A 26,163-nucleotide genomic window follows, 5' to 3' on the forward strand; every position below is an offset into this window, starting at 1 on the left:
TCTGCTTTTGGTCTGTCGAGGGCCGAGAGCACAACCTAGTGCTCATGCTTGCACCCTAGACAAGCCACCCTGTCAGCGACCTGAAACCAGGATTACATTTTCGTAAGCTTCTGGTTGGTGCCGCTGTTTGCCTGCAAACTCAGGCCACCCGTTTTTTGGAGTCTGCTCGCATGAAACTACTGGTAGCTGAAGATGAACCCAAAACCGGTGCATATCTGCAGCAAGGCCTCACCGAAGCGGGATTCAATGTCGACCGGGTTATGACAGGTACGGATGCCCTGCAGCACGCGCTGAGCGAGCCCTATGACCTGCTGATCCTGGATGTGATGATGCCGGGGCTGGACGGCTGGGAAGTGCTGCGCATGGTGCGCGCCGCCGGAAAAGACGTCCCAGTGCTGTTCCTGACCGCACGCGATGGTGTGGAGGATCGCGTTAAAGGGTTGGAACTGGGCGCGGATGACTACCTGATCAAGCCATTTGCTTTCTCAGAGCTTCTGGCCAGGGTCAGAACGCTGCTGCGCCGAGGCAATGGCTCACCCACGCAAACCACCATGAAAATTGCCGATCTCGAAGTCGATCTGATGAAGCGGCGCGCGGTCCGGGGTGGGAAAAGAATTGACCTGACGGCGAAGGAGTTTTCACTGCTGGAACTGCTACTGCGCCGGCGCGGCGAAGTGCTCCCGAAATCGCTGATTGCTTCGCAGGTTTGGGACATGAACTTCGACAGCGACACCAACGTCATTGAGGTCGCTGTACGTCGGCTGCGCGCCAAGATCGATGACGATTTCGATCTCAAGCTGATCCATACCGCCCGCGGCATGGGGTACATGATGGATGCGCCGGAGTGAATATGAAGCACCTCTCGCTGACCGCCCGCATGAGCTTGATGTTCATGTCCGCGGTGATTGCCGTCCTGACAGTAGCGGGGCTGAGCTTCAACATGCTCAGCCAGCACCACTTCAAGATGCTGGACCGGCAGGCCCTGGTGGAAAAACTCGAATCAGCCAAACATATTCTCAACAACGCTCGCAGCGGAGCTAGCCTCTCCGAGGAGTTACCGCAGTTGCGAGCCTTGCTGGGAGCGCATCAGGATCTGGCCGCAACCATCCTGGCCAGCGACGGCGCAGTGCTCTTTTCCGACCCCAGAGCAGTCGAAGTGCCGGAACGCTTCAGGCGTGCCGATGAGCAGAGCATGTGGGAGTGGCAGAAAGACGAGCACATGTACCGGGGCATGACGGCTCAAATCTCTGTGACTGACCAACCCGAACCGCTTACAGCTCTGCTGATTCTCGATGTTACCAATCACACACACTTTTTCGACACGCTGCAGCGATGGTTCTGGATTGGATTGGTCATCAGTGCCTTGGTCAGTGCAGCGCTTGGCTGGGTGGTTGCTCGCAGTGGCCTCAGGCCGCTGCGACAGGTCACTCGTGTGGCCACCGGGATGTCCGCCCGTTCATTGCAGGAACGGATTCCTCTTGAGCCGGTGCCACAGGAACTTCAGCAGTTGGTACTGTCCTTCAACGCGATGCTGGCCCGACTTGAAGAGGCCTTCATTCGACTCTCCAATTTCTCCGCTGACATCGCACACGAACTGCGCACCCCCGTCAGCAACCTGATGACCCACACTGAAGTGGTGCTAAGCAAGAAGCGCGATATCAATGCCTACGAGGAGAATCTGTACTCGAACCTGGAGGAATTGAAGCGCATGTCTCGCATGATCGATGACATGCTGTTCTTGGCCAAGGCTGATAATGGCCTGATCATCCCAGAGCAGGCCAGGATCGAACTGGCTGACGTAGTCTTCAAACTGTTTGACTACTACCACCTCCTGGCCGAAGAGCGCGGCATTGAACTATCGCTCACAGGCAAAGGCCAAGTGCTAGGAGATCGGCTGATGCTTGATCGAGCGCTGTCCAACTTGCTGTCCAATGCGCTGCGTTACACGCCGGCGGGAAAGACAATTTCGGTCCTGATCCGCCAGACAGCGGACTCAACTACCTTCAGCATCGAGAACCCTGGGAACACAATCAGTTCGGAGCATCTAGAGAAACTCTTCGACCGCTTTTACCGGGTAGATCCTGCTCGACGCGAAGGTAGCCCGAGCAATGCCGGGCTCGGGCTTGCCATCACCCGATCCATAATCGAGGCTCACAAAGGCCGCATTTGGTGTACTTCAGCGGCTGGCCTCACGGGCTTTCACATTGAATTCCCCCATTCCAGCTGATGTCGGTCTGCCGGTAAGCAGACTACAGCTGACAGCTAGCCCAGCATGACAAAGCGAGCTCAGGTGCAATTCGACCGAGCGCAGATGGCTTTCGCCATCCAGGCAGGCAACGAGAGGTGAGCTGACACTAGAGCCCGCCATTCGCTCTCGGGTAGTAGTTTATGAAGCTTTGAAACGGCATCACCTACGCTTGCCTTGCCCAGCCAATCCAATGCTCGAATGGCATCCCCCGCTCCAGTAGCGCCAAGAGCCATCAGCCATCGAGGCGCATGCCGAATCGATACCGTGGTCTTGCCAACCTGAAGCACCCTAGAACGTCCGGTGGTTAGGAATACATACCGAACAGGAACCTGTGTTGTCAGCCCCCATTTATTGGCGACGCTAGCCCCAGTGGCGACTATCAGCTCAACCTGCATATGGCGAGAAAGCGCTCAGAACTAACAACTCAAAAATCGTGGACGATACTAATGGAGCCGACCTCGCGGCCACAGAACATGGGGTCACTCAGCAGCCAGCTAACTAGCACTGGATGCATGGGGCCATGCTTGTCTGCCAGCAGCGAGAGTTCTTCCTTTGATCGCTCTTCCACCCGACCAGCTAACCAGATGGCTTCTGCTGTTGGGTAGTGTCTAAGCAGATTTTCTGCCTGACGTCGTATGTTCTCAGGAAGGCTCTTATCTTTGGACAGAGCCTGCAAAAACTCCCGTGTCTGCACGACGCTACGGGTGCGTTCGTATGCCATCGTCACTGTTCTGCTCCCATGTCTCTACAGGTGATTCCCGCTTATTTTTAACATTCTCTACTGCTTGCTACAGGACTTGCCAATTTCTTTAGGCGCTGATTCAGCTCGGGAGCTTGAGCTGTCGCCTGGACATATAGCGGAATTGAATATTGTATCGCCCCGCTTCCCTAGAGGCCTCCGGGCCTCATAATTGAGGCCTTTAGGAGGTACCATGAGCAACCAGTGTTACCCTGAGGACTCAAAATCGAAGCGGTCAAGCAAGTGACCCAATGCGACCTCCCTGCTGCCGAGGTTGCGGCTCGGCTGGGCGTATCCACACAAAGCCTGTATGTGTGGACTAAGCACTACAGTAAGTGGACTACCCCCGCTCCAGTAGACATCCCCGGCCTATACCGGACCCAGCGCAAGCGCGAAGATGATCAGCAGGCCGAACTGCGCCGCCTACGTGCTGAGCTCAGCGAGTGACCTAGGAGCGCGACATCCTGAAATGGCCGCCGCGTACTTTGCCAAGGAGTCCGGCTGAAGTACGCTTTTGTCCGCCAGCTCTCGGCGGACTACGCCGTTCAACGCCTCTGTCAGGTGCTGAAAGTGCATCCCAGCGGCTACTAAGGCTGGCTGAGCGGGCCTAAGTCTGCGCGAGCCAAGGACGATCATGACCAAGCATTCATGGCTGGAAAGCGGTGGTGTCTACGGCTGCCGCAAGATCCATGCGGATTTGCGTGAACTGAGTGAGCGCTGCGGACGACATCGTGTTGCCAGGCTGATGCGTGTGGAAGGATTGCGCTCGCAGACGTGCTATCGTCGTTGGCCTGGCCGTTACGATGGCAAGCCAGCTACGCCGACACCGAATCGACTGGAACGCCAGTTCAATGTCAGTGAGCCGAACAAGGTTTGGGGCACCGACATCGCCTACATACGCACCTATGAAGGCTGGCTCTACCTGGCAGTAGCGCTCGACCTGTTCTCTCGTCGGGTCATCGGCTGGTCGATGGAGCCCCGCATGAGCAGCGATCTGGCTATCTACGCGCTGCTGATGGCGGTATGGCGACGCAAGCCGCGACAAGAGGTGATGATTCACTCCGACCAAGGCAGTCAGTTCAGTAGTGCGGACTGGCAGCGCTTTATCCGAGCCAACAATCTGACGAGCAGCATGAGTCACCCAGCAAACATCATGCCAACGCAATCACCGAGAGCTTTTTCCAAGTGCTCAAGCGCGAGCAGATCAAGCGCAGAATCTACGAGAGCCGCGGCAAAGCATGGAGCGATGTATTCGACAACCCCAAGCGACGACATAGTTTCACCGAGAAGCTATCGCCGATAGAGTTCGAGCGTCGTTATTTTCTGAGGCAGGACGGTTTATAAAAAAACCGAGACCTATTTAGATCGCTGTTCTTCCTCAGTCGCAGGAAGCAGCGATAGAGTTCATATCCTAGGCGTGGAAACCGCAATGCCGAATGATAAATCTCAATCGACATCTATCCGCATTGCACAGCGGGTCAAGCGCCTACCGAAAGGACAGCCCTTCTCTATCAGGAACTTTGCGGAGTTTGGCACCCGCAATGCCGTTTACAAGGCAATAGCACTGCTGGTCAACAGAGGCGACTTAGAGAGGCTACATCGAGGCATCTACATGCGCCCCAAACCTAGTCGGTATGTAGCGCGGTACCGGCCTAGTGCTTGGGAGGTCGTGAGGTTGATTGCCAGGCAGAACCGTCAAACCCTCCAAATGCATGGCGCCAATGCTGTACGAATGTTTGGTCTCAGCACCCAGATGCCATTGGTCCCGATTTACTACACTAGCGGGCCAAGTCGATCATTCCATTTCGGGAAAGGTGAGGTACGTCTGATACATGCTCCGCCATCGGTTATGCAGCATGCCGGAACCGAAGTTGGGACAGCAATCAGTGCTCTCTTTTATCTAGGCAAAGAAGGTGCAAACGCAGGATGCATTACAGCCATCCAAAACGCGCTCAAGCCTGCAGACCAAATCACCCTGATGACCTGCAAAATGCCTCAGTGGATGCGCAGAGCACTTGAGCTTAGCTGCGAACGTAACCTTCCACCCGAGCACTCTGGCAGTAGATCTCACAAGTAATGCCCGGAAGGCCTCATTGGGCTCAGGGATTGCGCTCCATTTCAAATCCTATCGCGTGACTGATAGATCATAGTCGTATTATCAATAATGCGCATTCTCAAGGCGACTGAGCTCCTCCTCAATCCGCAGAACGAGGTCACGGCGCGCTACTCCGCTTTCTTTGATCAGATAGGCGGCGGCCAGAATGGTAGCCGGGTGGACATCCAGCACGCTGGCGAGTTGCTCGACCTTCTCGATGGTCGGCCCCTTAATGCCACGCTCCAGGCTGCTCAGGTAGGTTCGGCTACTGACGTTGGAAAAGTCTTCCTGGGTAAGGCCCTGCTGCTTGCGCAGCCTTTTAAGCGCCAGCCCGAATGCTGTGTTCAGCTCCATTTTGCCGATCCTTAAAAAGGGATCGATGAAGCCTTCACGTACACTATAGGGCTACAATCTATAGGTTTCATTTTCAGGTGCAGGGCTATGTTCACGACTTACCGGAGTGCGGAGATCCACTTGGATACCGCAAAGGGCACCACCGCCCAACTGTGGAGCTATGTTGAGCAGGAGATCAGCTGGCCCTGGTTCTACCTGCAAATCGCCCGACGCCACGGCCGTCAGGCCTATCGAAGCATGCTGATGCTTAATCACGCCCATGATCTAAAAAAGATCATTGATGATCAGTCGAATCTGGCCTGGGTGGAGGAAGTGCAGCTGGTCACACCGGCACACGTCAATGGCCACTCAACGTGGTTGATGGAGCCACTGAAAGAAATTTGCATCGTTCGAGATGGGCCCGCCGGAGATCCGGGCTACCTCTATAAAGTCGCCGATGGCGTCAGCTACTCAATGCATCACCGGAAAAACTTGGAGGCACTGATTGTCACCGACGTTATTTTTTCGGCCGAAATGCATCTGCGACGGAATGACATCAATGCTTAGAGGGCATTTCGCAACGACAGAAGTAGTCCGTCATTGTAGGGCGCCAGCTCTACCATCAGAGGTTTCGAAAGATGGCTGCAACTCGGGTAGTGATTCAAGACTGGGACGGCGATGGCGCCATCCGGATTCCTGATGAAATTCTCCAAGTAATGGGCGTTGAGGTCGGGGACAGTCTCTATCTCATCGAAGAGTATGTCGGCACTACTCGCTGTATTGTGCTGAGCAAGACCCCCCTCGTTCCAGACCGAACGGACGAATTAGTTGAGCACATGGACTCCGCGACAAAGTTAAACGCTTAGCCACTAGGCGAATCAGCGTCCTCAAGGAACCAGAACTAACACCCAGAGCCGGGAGTCTCCGCTTGAGCAGCCGCTTTGGATTTCGACTTGGTCGGCTTAGCCTTTGTGCGCCTGGCTCGGGTAGGTCTCACCAGTTGCTGCTCAAGGGTGCTGGCCCGTGCCTTCTCAGCGGCAGCGACCTGTTGTGCCTCGAGAAGTTGGGATAACACTGTGTCTAGCCGCTGGCGCAACTGGCCGTGTTGCCTTGTCACGATCTTGAGTTGAGCGGCGGCTAGCCTACTCTCCTCACGAGCTCGATCGACCTCGCGGTGGGCGCGATCTTCGATACCGCGCAGGTAGGCCGTCGCGGTATCACGCTCGTGGATCAACTGCTGCTGTGCGACCTGCAACTCTTGGCGCAACACAGTCACCTCCTGCACAGCTACTCTGCGCTCCTCGGCAAGCTCCGTACAGCGGCTTTTCTGGTCCGCCAGCTGTGTCTGGTGCTGTACCAGCAGCAGCTCCAAGTCGGCTAGACGAGTCTCGGCAGTGTGCTGAGCTGCTTGTGCGGCAGCTACCTGCTGCCGGGCCTTGGCTATCAACTGTCGTGCCTCATCCTCGACTGCGGCCACTTGTAACCGCTCGGCTTCTATCACGGCGCGTCGCTCGGCCAGCGCCTGCTCGGCAACGCCCTCCGCCAATAGCATGGCCTGCTGCCAGATCGCGACAAAGGACTGCGAAACCTCTGCCGGTAGTGTTGGCAGCCGTGTTTCACCGCGAAGCCGCTCGGCCAGATGCCCCCACCACTGATCCAGTAGTGCACCGACGCGCGCCGGGCTGCCACGCCCGAGCTCCAGCCGAACTCGTTCCACCGTCGGCCGTTCGCCGCGGGCCAAGACCGCATCCGCAGCCGCGAATACATCGGTTTCCGGCACGCCTACCGCCATACCCTGTCTCCTGTTAAATTAGATCTGATAAACAAATGTTATCCGACCTTATTTGTTTGAATTTGGAAATATAATACGTTGAACGTATTAAATATTACAGAACACCTATCGCTGGCCAACGAAACGCAGCTGGACCTACATTCTCTGGCGATCAACGCCCAGGAAGCGGCAGCGGCGTTCATCGCCGCTGGTACCGCAGCCAACACCCTGCGCAGCTACCGCAGCGCTCTCGCCTACTGGTCGGCGTGGCTGCAACTGCGCTACGGCCAGGCGCTGGGCGATGCGGCATTGCCCTCCTCGGTAGCCATACAGTTTGTGGTTGACCACCTGGCTCGTCCGACGGCTGGCGGTGGCTGGGTGCACCTTTTGCCACCTACCATCGACGCCGCGCTGGTGGCTGCGCGAGTCAAGGCCAAACTCGGCCCATTGGCCTACAACACCGTCAGCCATCGCCTGGCGGTACTCGGTAAATGGCATCGGATTAACGGCTGGGGCAGTCCAACCGAGACGGCGGCGTTGAAGGCCTTGCTGCGCGAAGCGCGCAAAGCCCAGTCGCGCCATGGCGTGTCGGTGCGCAAGAAAACCGCCATCATCCTCGAGCCGTTGCAAGCGCTACTTGCCACTTGCACCGACGGCGTGCGCGGGATACGTGATCGCGCCCTCCTCCTGCTGGCATGGAGTGGCGGTGGCCGCCGTCGCTCCGAAGTGGTCGGCTTGCAGATCGGTGATGTACGCCGACTGGATGCTGACACCTGGCTCTACGCACTGGGCACGACTAAAACCGACACCGGCGGGCTGCGCCGCGAGAAACCGCTACGTGGGCCGGCAGCACTAGCCCTCGCCGCCTGGCTGGAAGTCGCGCCTGCCGAATCCGGACCGCTGTTCCGTCGAATTTATAGGGGTGGCAAGGTCGGCACCCAAGGCCTGTCAGCCGACCAGGTGGCGCGAATTGTCCAGCGCCGTGCGCAGTTGGCGGGCCTGGACGGCGATTGGGCCGCGCACAGCCTGCGCTCAGGTTTCGTCACCGAGGCAGGGCGTCAGAGCGTACCGCTCGGCGAAGTGATGGCTATGACTGAGCACCGCAGCGTCACCACGGTGATGAACTACTTCCAGGCGGGGTCGCTGCTATCCAGTCAGGCGAGCCAGTTGCTAGGCCCGGCCGTGGGTGCCACTGCTTCGGAAGAAAGATCTGACAGCGACAGAAGTCCCTGAGAAAACGCCAAACATTCGCTTTTACGAAATCGCTGCCCCACAAGTCGGAGCATGGTTACTGAGGGCATTTTCGATGAAGGGCTTTGTCGGATCAGTCGGCGCTCCGCGATTAATAGCCTTCGTGATCCTGAACCATGCAGAACAGAAAGCCACGGTTAACCTGCAGCCCAAAGCAATATGCTGAAGGCTGGTCTCGCCGCCTCAAGGTGAATAGCTCGACAGCGCTCGAGCCGAAACCAGTGAAGTCGGGGCTTGATACAAGCTACTACTGATTCTTGAATTGAATATGCACCTTGAGCGCCGCGAGTTCAGCCCGCAATTTACGAACCTCATGAATAAGCGCGTGCTTTTCGTGCGTTAGTCTATCCGCGTTTGAGATGGATCTCTGAAGCTTTTCTCGCGCAGTAATTATTTCAATTTCAGCCTTGCGGATGACCTCATCGCATTGAAAAAAAATCTCTCGTAACTCTCCTGCAAGGCCATCAAGCACTGAGGTTCTACGGCAGTCCACCCTTGCAGAGCTTTTCAGTAGCGGAGCCAGCTCTTTTTTGGGCAATTTACGCTCAGCGACTTCATCCGTCTCATGCGTACCAACACCGTCCAAGTGCACCGCAGACTCATGAAGATATTTGCTGATTGTAGTAAAGCTGCCGGCTCCGATAGTATTTCTCACTGCCCTAATCGTCACCTGCTCACCTGCTCCAATCAAAAAATTAACCGCGCGCGCTACATCCAAGCGTGTAATGGAAGGTCCTTTAGGTACCATATTGAACTCCTAAATAGCTGTTTCGTTTACAGCACTATAAATCCATAATGACTTGCTGAGTTCCACTGCAAGCCAAGGACAAAGTCCAACTAGAGTCGCTGTCGCGACAGATGTAGAGATGAGGAGTATTAACGACGCGACGCACATGTGGGCACCGCAACATTTTTTCAGAAACGACCCCCAATACTGTTTCCCGCCTCATCGAGATGCCGGCGGGCGCCGCCAACTCATGGAGCAGCCCTTGCCACATTCTAACTCTAAATCTTATGACATAACCAAGCTCGAGATAAATGCTAGCATCGTATAACAACTTCAAATAATATACTTTCACCAAAACCACTGGAATCTCTTGATCAATGAATGTCGATTGTTGAAGCGCATCAATGTATCCAAAACCTAAGCAATCCAACTTGCTAGGCAGCCACGGCACACTGGAGGTTATGGCTAGCCGCAACCGAATGAGCAGGTAAATAGCAGTTTTGAGGCATGTTGGTCTAGGTGTCTTTACTCCATCCCAATACCCTAGCAACCCTTCGCAATGCGCAAGACAATACTCATGTCTCTGCAAATGGACTGTCTCTATATTTCGGCATGCGCCTTGCCAATCTTTCCAATGACGGCGATTGGACGGCACTTCCCAGTTCACGATCTTGGTTTGACGCCGTACGACGCCCTCATTCTTAGCAATCGGGCAACCGAGGGAAGTGATGAGTACTTTATCAATGGGGTCTTCAGTGTAGCTACCTAGTTTGTCCAGTTTTATAAAGAAAGGTGATCCTGATTGTGCACCGCTCCGGACAAATTTAAACCACGCCGCTAGTGCTTTTCCCGCTCTATATGTTTTTAACGCGATCGTTGGGGAACAGCGGTATTTAACTTGGTTTAATGCTTGGCAAACATAGAAACCACACTGTGAGCATGGTGCATCAAGCAGATCACGACTCAACATGCTGTGACACCATTTACACAGCGGCTTGAGGGGGGCATTGTGAATCAGGCATGTTTCAACCTGAGGCAGGCAAAAAAAGGTAGAGTGATATCCCCAGACTAAGCACTCCGGACAGTACCGTACAACCATTGTCGCTGAGAACGGTGCCAGTCGGAACGCTGAGGGGAAATGCATCCTGTAGTCATGCGCCCGACTTGAGGGCAGAGCGCTGGCAACCCTCTCGGGTAGATAGAAAAGCTTATGAACACTCCCAGCGCTTCTTATTTCCAGCCACCGCATTACATCGACAGGATTGACCCCATTGAATCGCGCCAGGCTGGCAATGATTCCGACAGTAGACTCGAATGGATAGGCACGTCGAATAAAAAATGGCAGTTGCTTCACCCCTGCCCTCCTCCATTGAGCATACAAAATTGCGGAAGATTCGATTTCTGCACCACCTCATCGAGCAACTTATCTGGAATGACAATCCTGGAATAGTCATTTTGCGACAGATACCTTAGCAGGTAGCGAATTGATAAAAATAGATGTTCAAGAGGTACGTTGTTCTTATAGCCTCCGGCAGAGGCGGAGTTAAGAGCTTTCCAGAATGAGCCGTGAAGTGGCTCCAGCCTGAACCCCGTTGCGAATGCTTGAGGTGCGAAACCATTGGTATAGGTGATACCTGATTTAGGAGGATATTCCGATTTTTCGTCAAAAGTCTGCAATATTACCGCGAGATCCTGAGCGCTGGTGCAGCCTTTAAACTCGATGAGCTCACTCATGAATCGCGCGATTAGTTGCTCGCTGTTTCCAGCATACATGAGATCTTCACGTTGTTTGAAAACAGCTGGCATCGCAAACGATAGTATGGTCATAGTAATACCTTTACGATCCAGCCTGTTAAACAAATCAAAAAGCACATGCAGATCATGAGGTCGAAGTCTTTGAAACTCGTCAAGAAGCAGCACCCAATGATTGCAAAATTTTTCGGCGCAACGATTAATGACGTGCTCTGATATCCTATCTAACTTACCTACCGGAGTTTCTCGACTTCGAAACTTCACACCTTCCTCCGTGGCTAGCTGATCGAGTATATTGTTTGTGAAGGAACCCTCTTTCTTGACCACCTCAATTTGGATTACATAAGCGCGCGGCATAAACCCGCGAAGCTTGGAGTTGATGGTCTTGATGCACGAAGTTTTTCCCACTCTTGAAAGGCCGTGAAAAATCAGGCCAGTTTGCCGCATGAATATGGCTTCCAATGCCGTGCTGCTTGCTTTTGCTATTGCATTGGTTATTACCGTGAAATCCTTTCTGAACACGGCATGAGCATCCATCTGATCTCTATTCATCAGCAACGCCCCCTGCGGACTGATCAAAGAAATCATCCAGAAACTCCAACTTAGTCACTCCACCGTCAGTGAGCTGAAATGCAGTTCGTTCAATGCTCTCTGAATCGTCACCTGACGAGCTTTGCCCTAATGATGAAAGCTCCCTTTCCATTCGCTGCCATTCCAGTAAGCTTCGCTTATTCCGCTTCCTCAAGAGGTTATCTACAAAGGACATTACAATGTCGTCTTTTCGCGTTATTTCCAGCGTTCTGTCCCTGAGTGCACGATTGATCAGCTTCCGTGTGATTCGACTGTGGGCAGTCTTAGACCAGTAGCCCAATACGCTCAGGCAACCCAGCGATTGCCCATTGGGAAGAATCGCTTCCACTTGCCGAAGGTCTTTGGGGTCAATTTTGACGAGCAGTCGCTGCCCTACTAACTCCAGCGACCTTGATAGAACCTTGTTGGTATACCGAGCCTTATCGATAGTGATGTGCGGGGCCACTCCTGACTCGGCACTTCCTCTGACAATACAGTATTCAACATCCAGGCTTAGCTTAGTTTTGTTAAGGCTCTCTTCCCGCGCCGTCGGAAGGTAAATTGGCACTTTATAATTATTCAAATGCGCTCGAATCAATTCAACAGGACTCATTGAGAAGGTAGAGCCGGACCTGGGGGTTACATTTAAGTTAGCCAACCAAACGTCGAGCAGACATTCAGCCTCGTCCACAAATATCTCATATTTTTCTGCATTACTTTCGGCGTCAGTTGCTCGGCCAAATCCGGGTCCACTCCCAGTTGTTGACGGGCTCCGATGCATAACTTGTTCTGCAATCTGCTTAAAAGTGTTTTCAATTATGGATCGCCGTTCAGGTCGTTTAAGTTGACCATAGCTTACGGAGAAGCCAATCAATTCCTTTAGCTTAATCTTGATCCTGTCCGCGTGATGCGCCATCGCATTGTCTAAAAAAAGCGCCCCCCACAGCGCTCCCTTCGTTTCCGGAAGCACATAGCCAATCATTCCACTACCTGGAACATAGGATAAGTTCTGCAACTCAGCTTCGTCGCGTGGTTTCCAATTTCCCAGAAAAGCGCTGATCAAAACATCCTCTACGTCTTGAGCCCTTACCTCGCTGCTAAACACGAATCTCGCAGCAAGCACTCCCGTTGACACGGTATCCACAGCGGCCAACAGCCAAAAACGATCTATAACTCTTGATGTGTGAATTCCGGGCAGTGGCTCCGCTTTAACTATGCACATTTGGTCGACCTTGTAGGCATCCAGTTGCACTACGTCAAATGGTAGACTGGGGCTGATCAACCCTTGCTCCCCACTACCTATTTGTGCATGTGTTACGCCAAACTCTCCAAGCGTCGAAGCAGCACACATGAAATCGCTGCGCAGGATTTCATTAATATATTTCTCAATCGTCCTTTGACCTAACCCTTTATGGTTAAATGGCCACTCATCTTCCGTAACACCGGACTCCTTCAGTATCGATCTGAATTTTGCTGCAATGAATTTTCGATCAAATTTCTGACCAGAAAAGTCACTGTGAAATCGGAGAATGAAATTAGAAATTTCAGTCGCAACTGTAGGATGCCTTTCTAATGTCAGCTTAAGAACTCCGCTCAAACCACCCTGCTGCTGGCTTCTCATTGGCTGTACAGGCGCATTCCTCCGATACTCTGTTGTACGCATCTGGGGAATCAGGGCACGATCGCCAAAATATCTACCTTCAGGGTCACGCTGGAGAAATCTATTAGCTAGTCGAGTTTGCTCGGAGTTCGAGATACCACATCGACGATAGATGAAGTTTCCTGTTCTACCCTGGTTAATTAACCGAATAACAGTCAATCTATTGGCAAACACCTCTCTAATATTTTCTTGAAGTGCCTCCGGATTAACATGCATCAGTTCTTCTAGATTGATACCCTTTAAGCGCCCACGAACATTCATGCGCTCACCCATTCGGTGCTGGGACTGAAAAAATACGGTGACAACTCAACTTTAAGACGACCCTCGACAAACATTCTTGCAACAAGATAGTGCACCGTTGCCGTGTCAAAATCTCGTAGTTGCTCGTAGAGATCACTCATGCGACCTCTGACGCGCTGCCTGATGTAAAACTGAGCCTTGCTTACTATTTCTGGCGGAAGAGAATATTCTTTTCCAGCTGCCAAGCATGCACATACCTTCAGCAGAGGCATTATTTTATATTTGTGCGGAATGATAGTCGCTGGTGTAAATTCTCGCAGCGTTGCACCACAACTGTTGGCGTGCTCTCTCAGCTCGGCCAGATAGTCAAAATTGATTTTTTCTGGAGAATAAAGTAAATGCCATTCTAACGCTCCGTCTACGAGAGTAGCTTCGGATGTCAGTAGGATTTTTCGTGGCGTTTTGGTGGGTAATATACGGAATGCGGGATGAAGGTTAAACTTAAGTACGTCTGGCTGAAACTCCAAAAATGTAAGCCAGTAGCATAGCTCAATGTCGTTAACAATCGTAAGGCTTCTTCGAGCTTTATGGCTATAGACTACCCATGAGTTCCCAAAGTGCTGGCCACGATTGGTAAAGTTTGAAATCTTAGAATTGCGCCTAACCACAACCCATCCTCCCTAGCACAAGGAATAGATGGGTCCATGGTGATCTCTCTTATAAGTACTGTGTCGCACAGGTGGAGATGGCCCACTGGCAAGATATCAGATGATAACAAGACCCCTAGACTATTTCCCAATAAAAAACCCTCTATTTATTCCATGCTGGCCATGTGTATGGCGCATCGCTATATATATTGGTCGATGTCATCATCTACCATTTTTGATCTTTAGTTCATGGCAGAGTCATTACAGCGCTACCACTTAGCTTTTACTTTTCTCCAGCAGTATTGAAAGATAAAAAATTTTAAATTTTGCCGAAAAATCAAAGCCTTAATATTCCGTTCTTTTCGTATTTTCAGTTCGTCCTACTCCTCAAGGTCTTGATTTGACTGATCCCTCTTCAGCGTCCACTCCTACATACGGGCTATGCTCATTTGTTCATGGAGGGTTGCGTCGATGAAGCTGATTCAGTGCCTTTTTTCTGAAGGCTATCGAATGCCGCTGCTTGTGCAGGATGGCGCTGCTGCACCGTTACCACGGGGACACGACCAAGGACAACACTTTCCACAAGGTGGCTTCTGAAGCCGCAGCCATTGTGACCCTTGATTACGCCACTTATGGATGGAGCCGAAGACTGGCTCTGTAAATTGGGGGGGCAGCACGAGGCTCGCTGCGTACGATACAAACACTCCCTCGACAGAGGAGGCATGAGCTTGCTTGTCTGGTTGATCACCGCATCAAACCCAGAGTGGCAGCGCCATGAGGGAGTCCGTTTGCGGAACAAAGAGCGCCGGCGACCGCAGTAGCAACACCTATACTAATTGCAACGAACGGGCCGCGCTCAGGCGAGCCATTGTGAGTTACTCGGGTCCCAGCACCTCATTCTCCTGCTGAAGCAAGCAGAAGCCAGGGGATGCTGAAAGAAACTTGCACCTTCACCACTTGTTTGAAGCCCGTCGCACATTAGGATTGGTTAGAAATATCCAAGGACGGTCGAAATGGCTGGATTTTTCGTAGAGCAGGCGGGATCACTCAAGCTTTTTCAGCAAGCTGACGCACCTAATAGCGGCTTTCGGCCGGGCCAGCTTGGCGCAATGCATGCAACATTGGCCCATTTCTCTGTGCAAGACGACCCCGCGATCATCTGCCTGCCCACTGGCTATGGAAAGACATCATTGATGATGTCGCTACCGCTTCTACTTGGAGCAACCCGGATCCTCGTCGTCGAGCCATCAAGTGCTCTGCGCAAACAGGTGCACTCGCATTTTTCCAGCCTTTCAACACTCAGGCGCATCGGTGCGCTACCTGAAGACGGGCCGCTACCTTCCGCTCACTTGCATTCGGGGCGGCCGATAACACCCGAGGCTTGGGAGCAGTTGCGGGAGTTCGACGTCGTGATCTCAACCCCCGGCAGTTCTTCGCCAATGATTGCCCCGGGCGCTGCGCCCGACCTCTTTGACGTGGTGATTTTCGATGAAGCTCACCATGCGCCGGCGGATTCCTGGGCAGCGTATCTGGATCACTACTCGACCGCTCGATTTATATTCTTGACAGCAACTCCCTTCAGGCGCGATGACCGCGTTATTCCGGGCAAGCTAGTCTACCGATATCCTGTGATGAGAGCCGTATCTGAAGGGGCGTTCGACCCTATCGTCTTCCGGGAGGCCCCAATAGATAACGAGCTTGATGATGAGCATGTTGATCGGGTAATTGCCCAAACTGCAGTGGCACAGCTCGAAGAAGATATCGCTAACGGTTTTGATCATAGGCTTTTCGTACGCGCCTCGACCATATCTTCCGCGCAAGCGCTCGTCCCGATCTACGAGCAACTGGGCGTTTCCGTCGCCGCCATAAGCAGCCGACTGACCAAACGACAACAGGACTTAATTGAAGCGAAGCTCATTTCTGGTGAATTGAAGGCCATCATCTGTGTAGACATGTTTGGCGAAGGCTATGACTTCCCAAAGCTCAAGGTCGCCGCGTTGCACGCACCGCACAAATCACTTGTACCCACAATCCAGTTCATCGGCAGGTTCGCCAGGATCGACGACGCCACGGGACGCCCAACCCTCATTGCACCAGCATTCAGAGTGCGTGAGGCGACCGCGACTCTGCTCAGAGAGGGGGTCGATCTGGCGCAGATGATTGATGATGCCGCGCTTGCTGAGATCCAGGGCGCAGTTGAAGCCCAAGAATTCATCGAAAGCTTGCCGGTGCGTCGGATGACTGAATCTGACTATGAATCCGTTTCTGCGTTGTCCTTCAATTTGTACGCGCACGTCCGCGGGTTTCACTGCAGTCGCAGGCCGGATTTCGACTTGCTGGGAGAAAAGGTCGGTCGAGTGCTTCGGATTGTAAAGCAGTGGGGAACGCCAGATGGCAATCTGTCTCTCGTATTGACAGCAGATGAAGCACCTCCGAACTGGTCGACCTCAGACACGCTCACTGATATTCGGCACGAGGCCTTCTTGCTGATGTATTTTCCTGAATCGAGCTACTGCTTCATCGGCTCAACCCTCAGGACAGAGAAGCTGTACCTGACCATCATGGATATCGTTTGCCGTGCCGGCAGCCGAGGGTTGAGCTACGAAGAAACGAGCCGAGCAAGGGCCGGACTGGAGGGGATGAGGTTTTTTGCTGTTGGCTTGCAGAACACGACCTTCAATTCGCAAGTCGAAACTTACCGAACCCTGACTGGCCCTCAAGCCGAGCGCGCGGTCACTGCCGGTGACAGCCGCGCTTACGCTCAGGGTCACTACTTCGGGAGTGGCATGAACGGCCAGGTGCGTGAAACCATCGGAGCCAGTAGCAGCTCTAGAATCTGGAGCAATCAGCGCCTATCCGTTCCTGACTTCTTTGCCTGGGTGCAGACGCTTCATGGGCGCATCGTAGGGGATGCTGCGTTTAGCCAAACCCACCTCGACTTGGTCAGAACCACTACGACTCTTCGGGAGCTACCAGAAGCGGTGATGGCAGCCAACTGGTCACGGCAAGGTCTCACTCGCAATCCTCGTATTCACTTCAGGGCTACGCAGGAACAAGAGCTACAAACCTCCAGGCTTGTGGAGTGGGATATCCAGGAATTTGAGTGCGATCCACAAGCCGGGCACTTGGATTTTTCGATCGTTCATGCTGAGGGGCAGATCCGTATGCGCCTGAGTCTTGAGGGTGGCCAACTGATTCGCTGCCTGGAACCCGATGCCACAATGACGATCGAGTCTAGCCAGGATGGCTGGATGCCATTGGCCGACTGGCTTAGTGAGTACCCTCCTATTTTCTATGCAACAGATAAGTCTTCGTTTGAAGGGCTAAACAAAATCGCTGCCCCTCTTCTCAGAACCCTCGCACTTGCTCCAGGTGATGCGGAGTCAATCGATTGGACAGGCTGTGCGATCGAGGTAGAGTTCCTGCCGAACAATCAGGAGCGTCGCACACTGGATCGACGTGCAGAGCTCGATGGCAAAGCAACAGTGCAGGAGCACTTGGAGCAATACCTTCTGACGCTTCCAGATCTCCGGTGCTTGTATTATGACCATCGCTCAGGTGAGGCCGCCGACTACATCTGCGTCACTGTCAATGCAGCCCAGGAAGTGAACGTCACCCTCTATCACTGTAAAGGTGCAGGAGGGCCAGCCAATGGAGGGCGAGTTGGTGATGTGTATGAGGTTGCGGGACAGCTGGTAAAGTCAGCTTACTTCTGCAACGTCGCGACCTTGCTGCATCATATGGAAGATCGCATGCATCGCAGACACACATCTCCTTAGTACTTTGTCAGCGGGGACTGGGATGAAACCTACGAGTTGCTGCGGTCAACACCTGCAACAGCTCTTACCTTCACGGTGGTAGGCGTTCAACCTGGCATTCGGCGCACCATGGTTGATGAGCGCATGAGCGATTTGATGGCGTTCTGCATAGGCTACGCACGTCAGGGCTCGGCAAAAGCTTACTGGCTAGTGAGTGAGTAGCTGCAGCGGGTGCTGGAAGATGCGATGTGTCGAGGTTTCGCACCGCCAGGCTTGAGGGTGAACTCAAATTCTACTTGGCACTACCACAGATCGGCGCCCAGCCATTGCATTGCAATCGCGAGCGGTTACCAGGAGGCCTCGAGAACTTGCCAAATGCACTCAATGGACTGCTGCCCTCCCCGATTCATCGCTGGTTGCTCGACACATTTGCTCAGTAACCCAGCACCTGATGTCAATCCGATCGTAAATGGCCCAGCATGGTCGGGTTCTGGCCGATTAAGATAAAGGGCTGTTTCTGGCTATAGCTGACGCTTGGTCAACGACGGTGGTGTACCGATCCCTAGGGGATTATCGGACAGATTCTCTCAGGACACGCACCATGGCATTGAACTTCGCCCCGGGCTCCCTCGCCGAACACCTCTCTGAGATGGCCGGCTATAAGGTTGGCTTGGCTCTTACCGTTGAAGAAATTTGCGATCACCTCAGTGGTTCTGGCCGAATGGCCGACATGGTGCGTCATTCCGAGGCTTACGGCATTCGCATCCGATCTGAGGAATACGAAGCGGTCCATTACCGGCTTCTGTACCGCATCGGCTACACGGAAGACGAGCACGTAGGCGTGCCACCTGGGATTCGGGAGTACCACAAGTACAAGGGTGTTCCCAAGTTGCTTGCTGAGTACGAAGCAATGTACGGGATCTTTCTGGGGATGATCCCAGACTTAATCGAGGCGGCAGCGAAAAGGCCAGACAAAAAACTTGACCCCAAACCTTTCTTTGATCGGTGCAGAGCAGAGCTAAGCTCGGTTGGTCTGAAGATGGCCTACGATCACTTGCTCGCTTGGGGAAATGCGTTGCGTGTGAGCCCTTACCATCAGGGGCGATACGTCGAATGGCAGAACCCGCTGGATCTGAACAGGCTCTTCACTGGAACAGCCCTAACTCCAGAGGCAGGAACATTCATCGATCAGCGTTACCTCGACTACCTCTCGAACAATACCCATCGAATGCCGGATATGCATTGGCGGAAGTTTGAAGAGATGACTGCGGAGTATTTCCAACGCGAGGGGTTCCGCGTCGAGATCGGGCCAGGCAGTAATGACGACGGTGTTGATGTGCGGCTCTGGAAACCAGATGCTCCTGAAGATTCGAAGCCGACGTGTCTAGTCCAGTGCAAGCGGCAGAAGGCGAAGGTTGAGAAAGTTATCATCAAGGGCCTGGCTGCTGATGTGCAGTATATGGAGGCCGATTACGGGCTGATCGTCACCACTTCTACCCTCAGCCCTGGTGCTGCGGCAACGATCACAGCGAGGGGGTATCCGATCCAGACTGTTGAGCGCGATGCGCTCGCCAATTGGCTTGAACGGCTACGGACACCGGGGACAGGGATCGTTCGCTTATAGGTGGGGGCACAAGCCCGGAGTTTGGAGAGTGTCTAGGAAAGACGGGGCGATTCAACTGTATCAATGGTAGGTTTGCAGACACGAACAGCGCAACCACCCTATCGAGTGCTCGCATGACCCAGCTTGACTACTTCGGCAAAAGCAAGACCGGCGGTTCCAATGCTTCCTACGGTTTCTCCTACCAGGACCATTGCGCCATGCTTTTCCTCCTTAAGCATTACGACGATCCGGCATTCGAGGGGCTCGGGATCGAGACCGACGACGACTTCTGTCTGCTATTCGGGCAGCGCAAAGTTGCTTGCCAAGTGAAGTATGAAACGCTGACTGTTCCGCTAGCCAAAGTCCACATGGGCAATGAAAAAATACTTATTGGTTCGAGTGTCAACAAGGAACTCGATACCCTTTGGCGCTACGTGAAGCATTTTCGCAATCAACAATCCTCGCCTGAAACTAGCGACTGCAAGTTTGCCGTGTCCACGCAATTTGCTGGCGTGCTGAAGAAGCACGCCTTTGACCAGAGCGGTATCGCGGCAATTCCCGATACTTGGTCGATCGAGATCATTCAGGAGCACGGCCTGGAACAGCGTGTGGCGGTCGAGCTGATTGCATGTGGCGTAGCGCACCATCTTTACATCGACTCGGACAACTGCCTATTCGAATTCTGCCACATGGTGTCCGCTGCCAGAAAAGATCGCGGGTACATCACTGGCAGGGCGGTTCTTGATCTGCTGAAAAAACACGGCCGCATTTTCATCCCCGCTACCGGCCACTCGAGCCAGATGGAATTCTTGCATAGGCTGAACATTGACCAGCATCAACTGCTGGAATCAGTCGACGCGAAGCTGAGCAAAGCGCAACAAGCCCTCAAAGCCGAACAGTACCAAGAAGCCTTGGACATCTACCACGCCTTGGCCGATGTAATCGAGTCAGAACAACTGCTGATCAAATGCGCGGCGCTGTTTCAGGTGCTAGGCAATCTTGACCAAGCGCTGGGTTACTGTGACAAGGCGTTGCAACAATTCCCGCGTTGCAGTGATGCGTTAGCCATCAAGGGCACCTTGCATGCTGAACTCGGTGATTTGGACTTCGCCCTGGAGTTACTGACGTCCGCCAATGCACATAAGCCAGGCGACCCTTTCATCCTATACAACATAGGCGTCGCTAACCTGCAACTGAAAAGCATCGACCAAGCTGCGGAGTGGTTCGGGAAAGCCATCGAGGCCGACCCCAATCTCAGCGACGCTCACCTGAACCTGTCTGTTTGCTTATTCCACTTAGGGCGGTATAAGCAAGCGCTCGAACATGTCGAACGAGCGCTGATTTTCAACCCTGGTCAGCCCCAAGCGTTGTCACAAAAAGGCGAACTAAAACGCTTTTATGGCGACTACGAGGCTGCATTGAGACTGTTCGAGCGCTGCCTGCAACATACTCCCGACAACCCCATCGCGAAGCAAGGCCAGGCGCTATGCCTAATCGAAAAGGGCGACCTGCTCGGCTACGCACTGCTAGTGCGGTTCTACGACAAGGTGTTGAGTGAACGCAAGCCTGGCGAACGCATTCGTGTGGCCGATATCGGCTGGGAACGAACGCTAAAGATCGACATCAGCAATATCGATGGGGCGTTCTATAAGGTTGAGTGTGGTGGGCTGGAGGTCCAAGTACCCAAGTTAGACAACAGCCACATCGGTATTGGCGTCGATCAGTTCGATGGTGAAAGCCGTGTGCCGATCATCATGAAGTCCTACGCAAACCCACAGGCCTTCATGTTTGCCGTGACCGCTGTTTCAGCACATATCTCCGACACCCAACCGGTTGGCGTAAAGGGCATTATCCGGGGCCACAAAGACCATTGCGAGATCAGGGTCGAACTCGCTCAATACACCATCTACGGCAAGACCGACCCGTGCGAACAGACGGGCTTCCACGCTTTCTGCGACGCCTATGATGGCGTTGCCTGGCTGATCCTCGAGTGTGCGCAAAGCGCAATACGCTTGCGGGTGCCGCTCACCGGCCTGACCGTGGTTCGCGGGTAAGCACTGCAAGGGACCGGCCTTTGCACCACCGGTCCCCTTTCCATAACCCGTCATCTCCAAATAACCACACTTTGCCTTTCACCATCACCCGCACTAGCCCTTCCAGCGCGTCGGCATACAAAAAGGCTTCAGACCACACAGTAGCTGCAAGACTGTAGAACGCTCAAGACCCTCTCGCTAGGTGCATCAAAGTGAGTGATGGCCTCGTCGCCGCCAGCGGCCCATCATGTGCCGCGGCCTCTTGAGAAGCTTCAGCCTAACCCCAGCGATGCGGACGGTGCTCGACTGGCCGCTGGAAGATGTAGCCTGAACAAGCCCCGCTTCCCTTGAGACCTCCGAGCCTCACAATTGAGACTGTTAGGAGGTGCCATGAGCAACCAGCTCCGGGACAAACCACAATGCTCAATTCTGAGCCTGCCAGGTTCTACCCGATTTCCAACCAGATCCCAAAGCATGTTTTTTTTGAAAACCAGCATCTATCAGCCTCTGGACTTGGACCGTCACAGGCCGGGGCGACGAAGCTAAGGATGGCGGGAAAAACTAGGTCTATGAACATCAACAGATGAACAATCGCGTTAATTTCGAGATCACTGATTCAGTAATCTCGGTCCTATGAGCAGCTTATGAATATATGACATCGCCTATAAGTTAAATCAAATATTATGGATTGGTCGTCACTGATGACTCTGCCGGCTCACTCGCCCCGCTTTGTTTGCTTGGATATCACCTCGACCTCCGCCACTGGGCGCTGGTCGAGGCTGTTTCGTTTGGCCGGTGCCTGCTCACTCAACTACAGGTGGAAGTCGCCTGCAGCTTCCGGCTGGTAAAGCACCTTTCTGATTTCGATCCGGCGGGTCCGGTCTGAGATTCGCCAGTCGATGGCGTCACCCTCCTGGTAGCCCAGGATGGCGGCGCCGATGTCGGAGCACACGGAATGTTTCCCGGCGCGGCTGTCGGCGTCTTCGGGATAGACCAGGACCACTTCGATCTCTTCATCGTCCACCTGCAGCAAGGCCCTGGAATTCATCGTGACGACATCGCGCGCCACCTGCTCCGGCGTGACCACGGTCGCTCGCTCGATCTCATGTTCAAGCTCCACAACGGCCGGACCTTCTTCGAGGACGATCAGGCTCTCGAGCCTGGCCTTGTCGAACTCGGTGATGTAGATCCCGGTGGAATCGCCAAGGGCACCTTCGCGCAACAACTGCAGGTAGCGCCCTGCCGTCATGGAAAACGACTTCAATGCCGGCGTTTCGCTCTCGAGCAGGAAACCGCTGCGCTGGAAGGCCTTCAGCGAACGCAGGTTGTCTGGGTGGATCTTGGCGATCAGCTTCTTGGCCCGCATGTCGAGGAAGGCCAGCTTCATGCCTTCGCGGATCGTGCGGGCGCCAAGGTTGCGGCCCCATTCGCCGCTGTTCCCGATGGCCAGGACGATCTCGCACTCCGAGCCGGTCTTGATGAGGCGGACAAAGCCCACCGGGGCGTCGTGCCGGTCGAAGGCCAGGAAGAATCGGCCGTCCCGGTTGAACAGATGGGTCAGGATCGGTGCTTGGGTCCGATCCATGGCTTGCTCGATGGACCGCGACACATCACGCGAATCGCTCAGGTAGCAGGTGACGCGCTCATCCTCCAACCAGTCCATCAACGTCAGCGCGTGTGCCCGAGTGATTTCAGGGCACAGCGAAATGAAAGGCTTGTTCATCTTCACCACACAGGTATCTGTAAAGAATGAAAGCCCTTCATGGCTACGGCCATGACGGTTCTTTCTGCGACCGGCCACTTTAAGGCATTACGCAGGAATCACGAACGACCTGAGCGCTTTTCCTTGATCAGCCGATGCAGGCTCGGCCTGTAGGCACGGCTGGAATGCACTCACCGCACCTGCGCCCCCATCTCCTGCATGAACTGCCACAGCCTCGGCGGCAGCTGGTCCGGATCGAGGCCGTCGAGCAGGTTCTTCATGCCAAGACCCAGGTCGGTATCGCCTTCGATGACCAGGCGCCGACGGAAGAACAGCGTGTCCGGGTCTTCCTGGCGGCTGGCCAGCAGCAGGAAGTCGCGCCAGGTGCCGCGGATGCACACGTCCACCGAGCGGCGCTGGGCCACCCGCAGCCGGTTGCCGCTGCAACTCACGCACCAGGCCAGGCCCAGGTCGCTGACTTCCAGACGCAGCCAGCGATTTTCCAGCAGATGGAATGCCCCCTCGGACAACGGCGTGGCGAACAACCGCGCGGCAGCCAGTTCGATCACCCGGCGCTGGATGGCGAACGGCACGTGGCGGCTGTAGGGCAGCAGCGGCTGGCCCAGTTTCAACGCCCATTTGGCGACGCTCATAGCCCACCCTCCTCCACGGCCAGCATCCCCGGCTTGCCGTGCCAGTAGCCGTTGCAACCATTGACCGCCAGTGGCGGCAAGGCACCGTCACGCACGGCGGCGAATTCGCCAATGACCCTGTCCATGCCTTCGGCGCGCGGGCTGAGGCGCAGCACATCGACGCCACGGCCCGCGATGCCGGGGTAATCGGCCAGCAGGTTGCCCACCTCGGCGGACATCGTCTGGATGCCGTTCAGGGTGAACAGTGCCTGGCCTTCCTGGCTCAGCAGCGGGATGCCTTCGGGGTAGTTCTGGCAGCAGAACTGGCAATCGTCCTTGGGCCGGTTCTCGGCGCGCGCCGTGAAGCAGCGGGCCGAATACGCCAGCGGCAGATGCCCGTAGGCGAACAGCTCCACCTCCGGACGCGGCGCCTGCATGGCGTCGAGTTGCTGCAGGCAGTCCTCCAGCAGGCGCCCGGAGCATTCCACCGGCGGCACCCAGCGCTGCAGGCTGCAGGCTTGCAGCTCCATCAGTGCATGGGCGTTGTACAGGTTGAGCGCAGGGCCGGCGACGAAGGGCCTGCCCTGCTCCGCCAGCAACTGCACCGCGCCCATGTCGTTGGCTTCCACCAGCAGTTCGCCGTTGTCGCACAGGCGGCGAAGGCTGGAGAGTTCCGAGGACGCCTCCACCAGCGCCAGGCCCGACAGCACGAGCTCGGCCCGGGTGCTCTCGCGCAGCTCGCGGGCCAGGCCCAGCCAGTCGTCCAGCGACAGGGCGCGGCGCTTCGAGCACACCGTCTCGCCCAGGTAGATGATGTCGAGCGGCTGGCTGGCCATCTCGGCATAGAAGTCCAGCAGCTTGCTGCGGCTCCAGTAGAACAGCACGGGTCCGAGGCTCAGTTTCATGGGGGTCCTCACTGCCAGGATCGGTGGTAAGCGCCGAGGGTCGTCTGGCTGCCTTCCGACAGCCCGTCCAGTGCCTTGCGCCACTGCTCCTGCACGGCAAAGCGGCCGCTGGCGTGGGCGTCCAGCGCCTCGCGCCAGACGCGCGTGACCTGCTCGACATAGGCCGGGCTGCGCTGGCGGCCCTCGATCTTCACCGCGGCGATGCCCATTTCCGCCAGCTGCGGAATCAGGTCGAGGGTGTTCAGGCTGGTGGGCTCCTCCAGCGCGTGGAAGCGCTGGCCTTCCACCAGGAAGCGGCCCTTGCACAAGGTCGGGTAGCCCGCCGGCTCTCCCGGCGCATAGCGGTCGATCAGCACCTCGCTGAGGCGCGAGCTCAGGCCCTCGGCGTCCTCCTGCCAGCGCACCGCCTTGGCGGGCGAGCACACGCCACAGAGGTTGGGTGACTCCCCCGTCACGTAGGACGACAAGTGGCAACGGCCCTCCGCCATGATGCACAGGCTGCCGAAGGCGAACACTTCCAGCGGCACACTGCTCTTTTCCGCCACCTGGCGCACCTGGGCCAGGGACAGCACCCGGGGCAGCACCGCGCGGCGGATGTTGTAACGCTGCTGATAGAACTCCAGCGCGGCCGGGTTGGTGGCAGAGCCCTGCACGGACAGGTGCAGGTTGAGATCGGGGTGGCGCCGGCTGGCGTAGGCCAGCACGCCGGGATCGGCCGCTATCAGCGCATCCACGCCCAGCGCCGCCGCCTGGTCCACCGCACGCTGCCAGCGCGTCCAGCCCTGGGGCTGGGCGTAGGTGTTCACCGCCACGTAAAGCTGTCGGCCGCGCTGGCGGATCAGCTGCAGGCCGGTCTCCAGCTGGCGTTCGTCCAGGTTGAGCCCGGCGAAGTGGCGTGCGTTGGTGTCATCGCGAAAGCCCACGTAGATGGCATCCGCGCCTTGCTGGAGAGCAGCCTTGAGGGCGGGCAGACTGCCCGCCGGACAGACCAGATGCATGAAACGACTCCTGCTCGAACGGCGATGCGCCAGTCTAGGCAGCGCATTTGCGGCTGCCTTGACCACGGTCAAGGCAGCCTGGCCGGGCGTGTAGCGCCACCCTGCGCAGCCTTGATCCGCGTCAAGGTTGCAGCGCCCCGTGGGCCTAGCCTGGATTTCGTCCAGACAATCGGAAGCGCTGCCATGGCCAAGAAATTCCCCCTGCATCCCCGCCACCCGGAACGCATCTGCTGGGGCTGCGACCGTTACTGCCCGGCGGATTCCCTGGCCTGCGGCAACGGCGCCGACCGCACCATGCACCCGGTCGAGATGCTGGGCGATGACTGGTACCGCCACGGCGACTGGGGCATCGACGTCGTGGAAGCCGAAGACGACGCCGAAGCCGGGGCCCGAAAGGCCGCAAGCCTCTGATCTGACCCAACAGCGCCCTCCTCGCCTTCATAGGCCGTGCCGCCACCCAAGTGGTCTGCCCACCTGCCTCGGATTGGTCCGACCTCGC

At 55.3% G+C, this 26,163-nt stretch carries 22 protein-coding genes and 2 pseudogenes; 11 read left to right on the plus strand and 13 right to left on the minus strand.

What is annotated here, in order from left to right:
- Nucleotides 1-170 precede the first annotated feature (170 nt).
- The gene (locus BM198_RS18640) at nt 171-848 is read left to right on the plus strand and encodes a heavy metal response regulator transcription factor (RefSeq protein WP_003452340.1); all 678 of its coding nucleotides are present in this window, start codon (nt 171-173) and stop codon (nt 846-848) included.
- A gap of 2 nt (nt 849-850) precedes the next feature.
- On the plus strand, nt 851-2,227 hold the full coding sequence (locus BM198_RS18645) for a heavy metal sensor histidine kinase (RefSeq protein WP_192817701.1): 1,377 nt from the start codon (nt 851-853) through the stop codon (nt 2,225-2,227).
- A 59-nt stretch (nt 2,228-2,286) separates the two neighbouring features.
- On the opposite strand, the gene BM198_RS30505 is transcribed toward BM198_RS18645, so the two are convergent.
- Nucleotides 2,287-2,643: a DUF6088 family protein gene (locus BM198_RS30505; protein WP_244165713.1), complete on the minus strand. Its 357-nt coding sequence runs from the start codon at nt 2,641-2,643 to the stop codon at nt 2,287-2,289.
- 29 nt (nt 2,644-2,672) lie between these two features.
- Nucleotides 2,673-2,969, minus strand: coding sequence for a BPSL0761 family protein (locus tag BM198_RS18655; protein ID WP_074971673.1), 297 nt, complete (start codon nt 2,967-2,969; stop codon nt 2,673-2,675).
- Between the two features lie 211 nt (nt 2,970-3,180).
- On the opposite strand from BM198_RS18655, the pseudogene BM198_RS29360 reads away from it, so the two are divergent.
- Nucleotides 3,181-4,331 (plus strand): annotated as a pseudogene (locus tag BM198_RS29360) (IS3 family transposase).
- An 85-nt stretch (nt 4,332-4,416) separates the two neighbouring features.
- A complete protein-coding gene (locus BM198_RS30510; RefSeq protein WP_074971674.1) occupies nt 4,417-5,064 on the plus strand; it encodes a DUF6088 family protein in 648 nt (215 codons plus the stop codon).
- An 81-nt stretch (nt 5,065-5,145) separates the two neighbouring features.
- Here BM198_RS30510 and BM198_RS18675 read toward each other — a convergent pair whose 3' ends face one another.
- Nucleotides 5,146-5,436, minus strand: a complete 291-nt coding sequence (locus tag BM198_RS18675) for a helix-turn-helix domain-containing protein (protein WP_003452348.1) — start codon at nt 5,434-5,436, stop codon at nt 5,146-5,148.
- An 87-nt stretch (nt 5,437-5,523) separates the two neighbouring features.
- Here BM198_RS18675 and BM198_RS18680 point away from each other — a divergent pair, with 87 nt between their 5' ends.
- Both BM198_RS18680 and BM198_RS30515 read left to right on the plus strand, forming a co-directional pair.
- Nucleotides 5,524-5,982: a hypothetical protein gene (locus tag BM198_RS18680; RefSeq protein WP_036992949.1), complete on the plus strand. Its 459-nt coding sequence runs from the start codon at nt 5,524-5,526 to the stop codon at nt 5,980-5,982.
- Nucleotides 5,983-6,053: 71 nt separating this feature from the next.
- Nucleotides 6,054-6,281 (plus strand): AbrB/MazE/SpoVT family DNA-binding domain-containing protein, encoded by a 228-nt coding sequence (locus BM198_RS30515; protein WP_036992951.1) that lies wholly within the window; start codon nt 6,054-6,056, stop codon nt 6,279-6,281.
- Between the two features lie 35 nt (nt 6,282-6,316).
- Here the strand turns inward: BM198_RS30515 and BM198_RS18690 are convergent, their stop codons facing one another.
- Nucleotides 6,317-7,207 carry a DNA-binding protein gene (locus tag BM198_RS18690; RefSeq protein ID WP_036992954.1) on the minus strand — a complete coding sequence of 297 codons (891 nt, stop codon included), beginning with the start codon at nt 7,205-7,207 and terminating at the stop codon, nt 6,317-6,319.
- Between the two features lie 78 nt (nt 7,208-7,285).
- Between BM198_RS18690 and BM198_RS18695 the strand changes: the two genes are divergently transcribed.
- Nucleotides 7,286-8,419, plus strand: a complete 1,134-nt coding sequence (locus BM198_RS18695) for a site-specific integrase (protein ID WP_003452352.1) — start codon at nt 7,286-7,288, stop codon at nt 8,417-8,419.
- Between the two features lie 265 nt (nt 8,420-8,684).
- On the opposite strand, the gene BM198_RS18700 is transcribed toward BM198_RS18695, so the two are convergent.
- The 5 genes from BM198_RS18700 to BM198_RS29725 form a co-directional block, all read right to left on the minus strand.
- The gene (locus tag BM198_RS18700) at nt 8,685-9,185 is read right to left on the minus strand and encodes a DNA-binding protein (protein ID WP_074971675.1); all 501 of its coding nucleotides are present in this window, start codon (nt 9,183-9,185) and stop codon (nt 8,685-8,687) included.
- A gap of 34 nt (nt 9,186-9,219) precedes the next feature.
- Nucleotides 9,220-10,134 (minus strand): hypothetical protein, encoded by a 915-nt coding sequence (locus tag BM198_RS29710; protein WP_124014620.1) that lies wholly within the window; start codon nt 10,132-10,134, stop codon nt 9,220-9,222.
- A gap of 380 nt (nt 10,135-10,514) precedes the next feature.
- Nucleotides 10,515-11,504 carry an ATP-binding protein gene (locus BM198_RS29715; RefSeq protein WP_036992958.1) on the minus strand — a complete coding sequence of 330 codons (990 nt, stop codon included), beginning with the start codon at nt 11,502-11,504 and terminating at the stop codon, nt 10,515-10,517.
- Nucleotides 11,461-13,419, minus strand: a complete 1,959-nt coding sequence (locus BM198_RS29720; protein WP_021703153.1) for a hypothetical protein — start codon at nt 13,417-13,419, stop codon at nt 11,461-11,463. The genes BM198_RS29715 and BM198_RS29720 overlap by 44 nt, the downstream gene beginning before the upstream one ends.
- Nucleotides 13,404-14,054, minus strand: a complete 651-nt coding sequence (locus tag BM198_RS29725) for a hypothetical protein (protein WP_139233659.1) — start codon at nt 14,052-14,054, stop codon at nt 13,404-13,406. The genes BM198_RS29720 and BM198_RS29725 overlap by 16 nt, the downstream gene beginning before the upstream one ends.
- A 992-nt stretch (nt 14,055-15,046) precedes the next feature.
- Here BM198_RS29725 and BM198_RS18705 point away from each other — a divergent pair.
- The 3 genes from BM198_RS18705 to BM198_RS18715 all read left to right on the plus strand — a co-directional run bounded on the left by BM198_RS18705 (nt 15,047) and on the right by BM198_RS18715 (nt 21,448).
- Nucleotides 15,047-17,812 carry a DEAD/DEAH box helicase gene (locus BM198_RS18705; RefSeq protein ID WP_244165714.1) on the plus strand — a complete coding sequence of 922 codons (2,766 nt, stop codon included), beginning with the start codon at nt 15,047-15,049 and terminating at the stop codon, nt 17,810-17,812.
- Between the two features lie 580 nt (nt 17,813-18,392).
- Complete coding sequence (locus BM198_RS18710) at nt 18,393-19,415, plus strand: restriction endonuclease (protein ID WP_074971676.1); 1,023 nt, start codon at nt 18,393-18,395, stop codon at nt 19,413-19,415.
- Between the two features lie 113 nt (nt 19,416-19,528).
- Nucleotides 19,529-21,448, plus strand: a complete 1,920-nt coding sequence (locus BM198_RS18715; RefSeq protein ID WP_074971677.1) for a tetratricopeptide repeat protein — start codon at nt 19,529-19,531, stop codon at nt 21,446-21,448.
- A gap of 790 nt (nt 21,449-22,238) precedes the next feature.
- Here the strand turns inward: BM198_RS18715 and BM198_RS18720 are convergent.
- From BM198_RS18720 to ubiU, 4 genes and pseudogenes are all read right to left on the minus strand, one after another.
- Nucleotides 22,239-23,203, minus strand: a pseudogene (locus tag BM198_RS18720) (GNAT family N-acetyltransferase).
- A 117-nt stretch (nt 23,204-23,320) separates the two neighbouring features.
- A complete protein-coding gene (ubiT, locus tag BM198_RS18725; RefSeq protein WP_074971678.1) occupies nt 23,321-23,782 on the minus strand; it encodes a ubiquinone anaerobic biosynthesis accessory factor UbiT in 462 nt (153 codons plus the stop codon).
- Nucleotides 23,779-24,666 carry a U32 family peptidase gene (locus tag BM198_RS18730; RefSeq protein ID WP_074971679.1) on the minus strand — a complete coding sequence of 296 codons (888 nt, stop codon included), beginning with the start codon at nt 24,664-24,666 and terminating at the stop codon, nt 23,779-23,781. Before BM198_RS18730 ends, ubiT begins: the two co-directional genes overlap by 4 nt.
- Nucleotides 24,667-24,674: 8 nt before the next feature.
- The gene (gene ubiU, locus BM198_RS18735; protein ID WP_074971680.1) at nt 24,675-25,664 is read right to left on the minus strand and encodes a ubiquinone anaerobic biosynthesis protein UbiU; all 990 of its coding nucleotides are present in this window, start codon (nt 25,662-25,664) and stop codon (nt 24,675-24,677) included.
- 183 nt (nt 25,665-25,847) lie between these two features.
- Here ubiU and BM198_RS18740 point away from each other — a divergent pair, with 183 nt between their 5' ends.
- Nucleotides 25,848-26,075, plus strand: coding sequence for a DUF3079 domain-containing protein (locus tag BM198_RS18740; RefSeq protein WP_074971681.1), 228 nt, complete (start codon nt 25,848-25,850; stop codon nt 26,073-26,075).
- Nucleotides 26,076-26,163 lie beyond the last annotated feature (88 nt).

This window comes from Metapseudomonas otitidis (assembly GCF_900111835.1).
In the GTDB taxonomy this organism is placed as follows: Bacteria; Pseudomonadota; Gammaproteobacteria; order Pseudomonadales; family Pseudomonadaceae; genus Metapseudomonas; species Metapseudomonas otitidis.

Coding starts and splice junctions, on each gene's coding strand:
- ubiU (WP_074971680.1), bottom strand. CDS start 25,664: ATGCATCTGGTCTGTCCGGCGGGCAGTCTGCCCGCCCTCAAGGCTGCT.
- BM198_RS18645 (WP_192817701.1), top strand. CDS start 851: ATGAAGCACCTCTCGCTGACCGCCCGCATGAGCTTGATGTTCATGTCC.
- BM198_RS30505 (WP_244165713.1), bottom strand. CDS start 2,643: ATGCAGGTTGAGCTGATAGTCGCCACTGGGGCTAGCGTCGCCAATAAA.
- BM198_RS18740 (WP_074971681.1), top strand. CDS start 25,848: ATGGCCAAGAAATTCCCCCTGCATCCCCGCCACCCGGAACGCATCTGC.
- BM198_RS29710 (WP_124014620.1), bottom strand. CDS start 10,134: ATGTTGAGTCGTGATCTGCTTGATGCACCATGCTCACAGTGTGGTTTC.
- BM198_RS18730 (WP_074971679.1), bottom strand. CDS start 24,666: ATGAAACTGAGCCTCGGACCCGTGCTGTTCTACTGGAGCCGCAGCAAG.
- BM198_RS30515 (WP_036992951.1), top strand. CDS start 6,054: ATGGCTGCAACTCGGGTAGTGATTCAAGACTGGGACGGCGATGGCGCC.
- BM198_RS18675 (WP_003452348.1), bottom strand. CDS start 5,436: ATGGAGCTGAACACAGCATTCGGGCTGGCGCTTAAAAGGCTGCGCAAG.
- BM198_RS18715 (WP_074971677.1), top strand. CDS start 19,529: ATGACCCAGCTTGACTACTTCGGCAAAAGCAAGACCGGCGGTTCCAAT.
- ubiT (WP_074971678.1), bottom strand. CDS start 23,782: ATGAGCGTCGCCAAATGGGCGTTGAAACTGGGCCAGCCGCTGCTGCCC.
- BM198_RS18680 (WP_036992949.1), top strand. CDS start 5,524: ATGTTCACGACTTACCGGAGTGCGGAGATCCACTTGGATACCGCAAAG.
- BM198_RS18655 (WP_074971673.1), bottom strand. CDS start 2,969: ATGGCATACGAACGCACCCGTAGCGTCGTGCAGACACGGGAGTTTTTG.
- BM198_RS29715 (WP_036992958.1), bottom strand. CDS start 11,504: ATGATTTCTTTGATCAGTCCGCAGGGGGCGTTGCTGATGAATAGAGAT.
- BM198_RS29720 (WP_021703153.1), bottom strand. CDS start 13,419: ATGGGTGAGCGCATGAATGTTCGTGGGCGCTTAAAGGGTATCAATCTA.
- BM198_RS18700 (WP_074971675.1), bottom strand. CDS start 9,185: ATGGTACCTAAAGGACCTTCCATTACACGCTTGGATGTAGCGCGCGCG.
- BM198_RS18640 (WP_003452340.1), top strand. CDS start 171: ATGAAACTACTGGTAGCTGAAGATGAACCCAAAACCGGTGCATATCTG.
- BM198_RS18710 (WP_074971676.1), top strand. CDS start 18,393: ATGGCATTGAACTTCGCCCCGGGCTCCCTCGCCGAACACCTCTCTGAG.
- BM198_RS18705 (WP_244165714.1), top strand. CDS start 15,047: ATGGCTGGATTTTTCGTAGAGCAGGCGGGATCACTCAAGCTTTTTCAG.
- BM198_RS30510 (WP_074971674.1), top strand. CDS start 4,417: ATGCCGAATGATAAATCTCAATCGACATCTATCCGCATTGCACAGCGG.
- BM198_RS18690 (WP_036992954.1), bottom strand. CDS start 7,207: ATGGCGGTAGGCGTGCCGGAAACCGATGTATTCGCGGCTGCGGATGCG.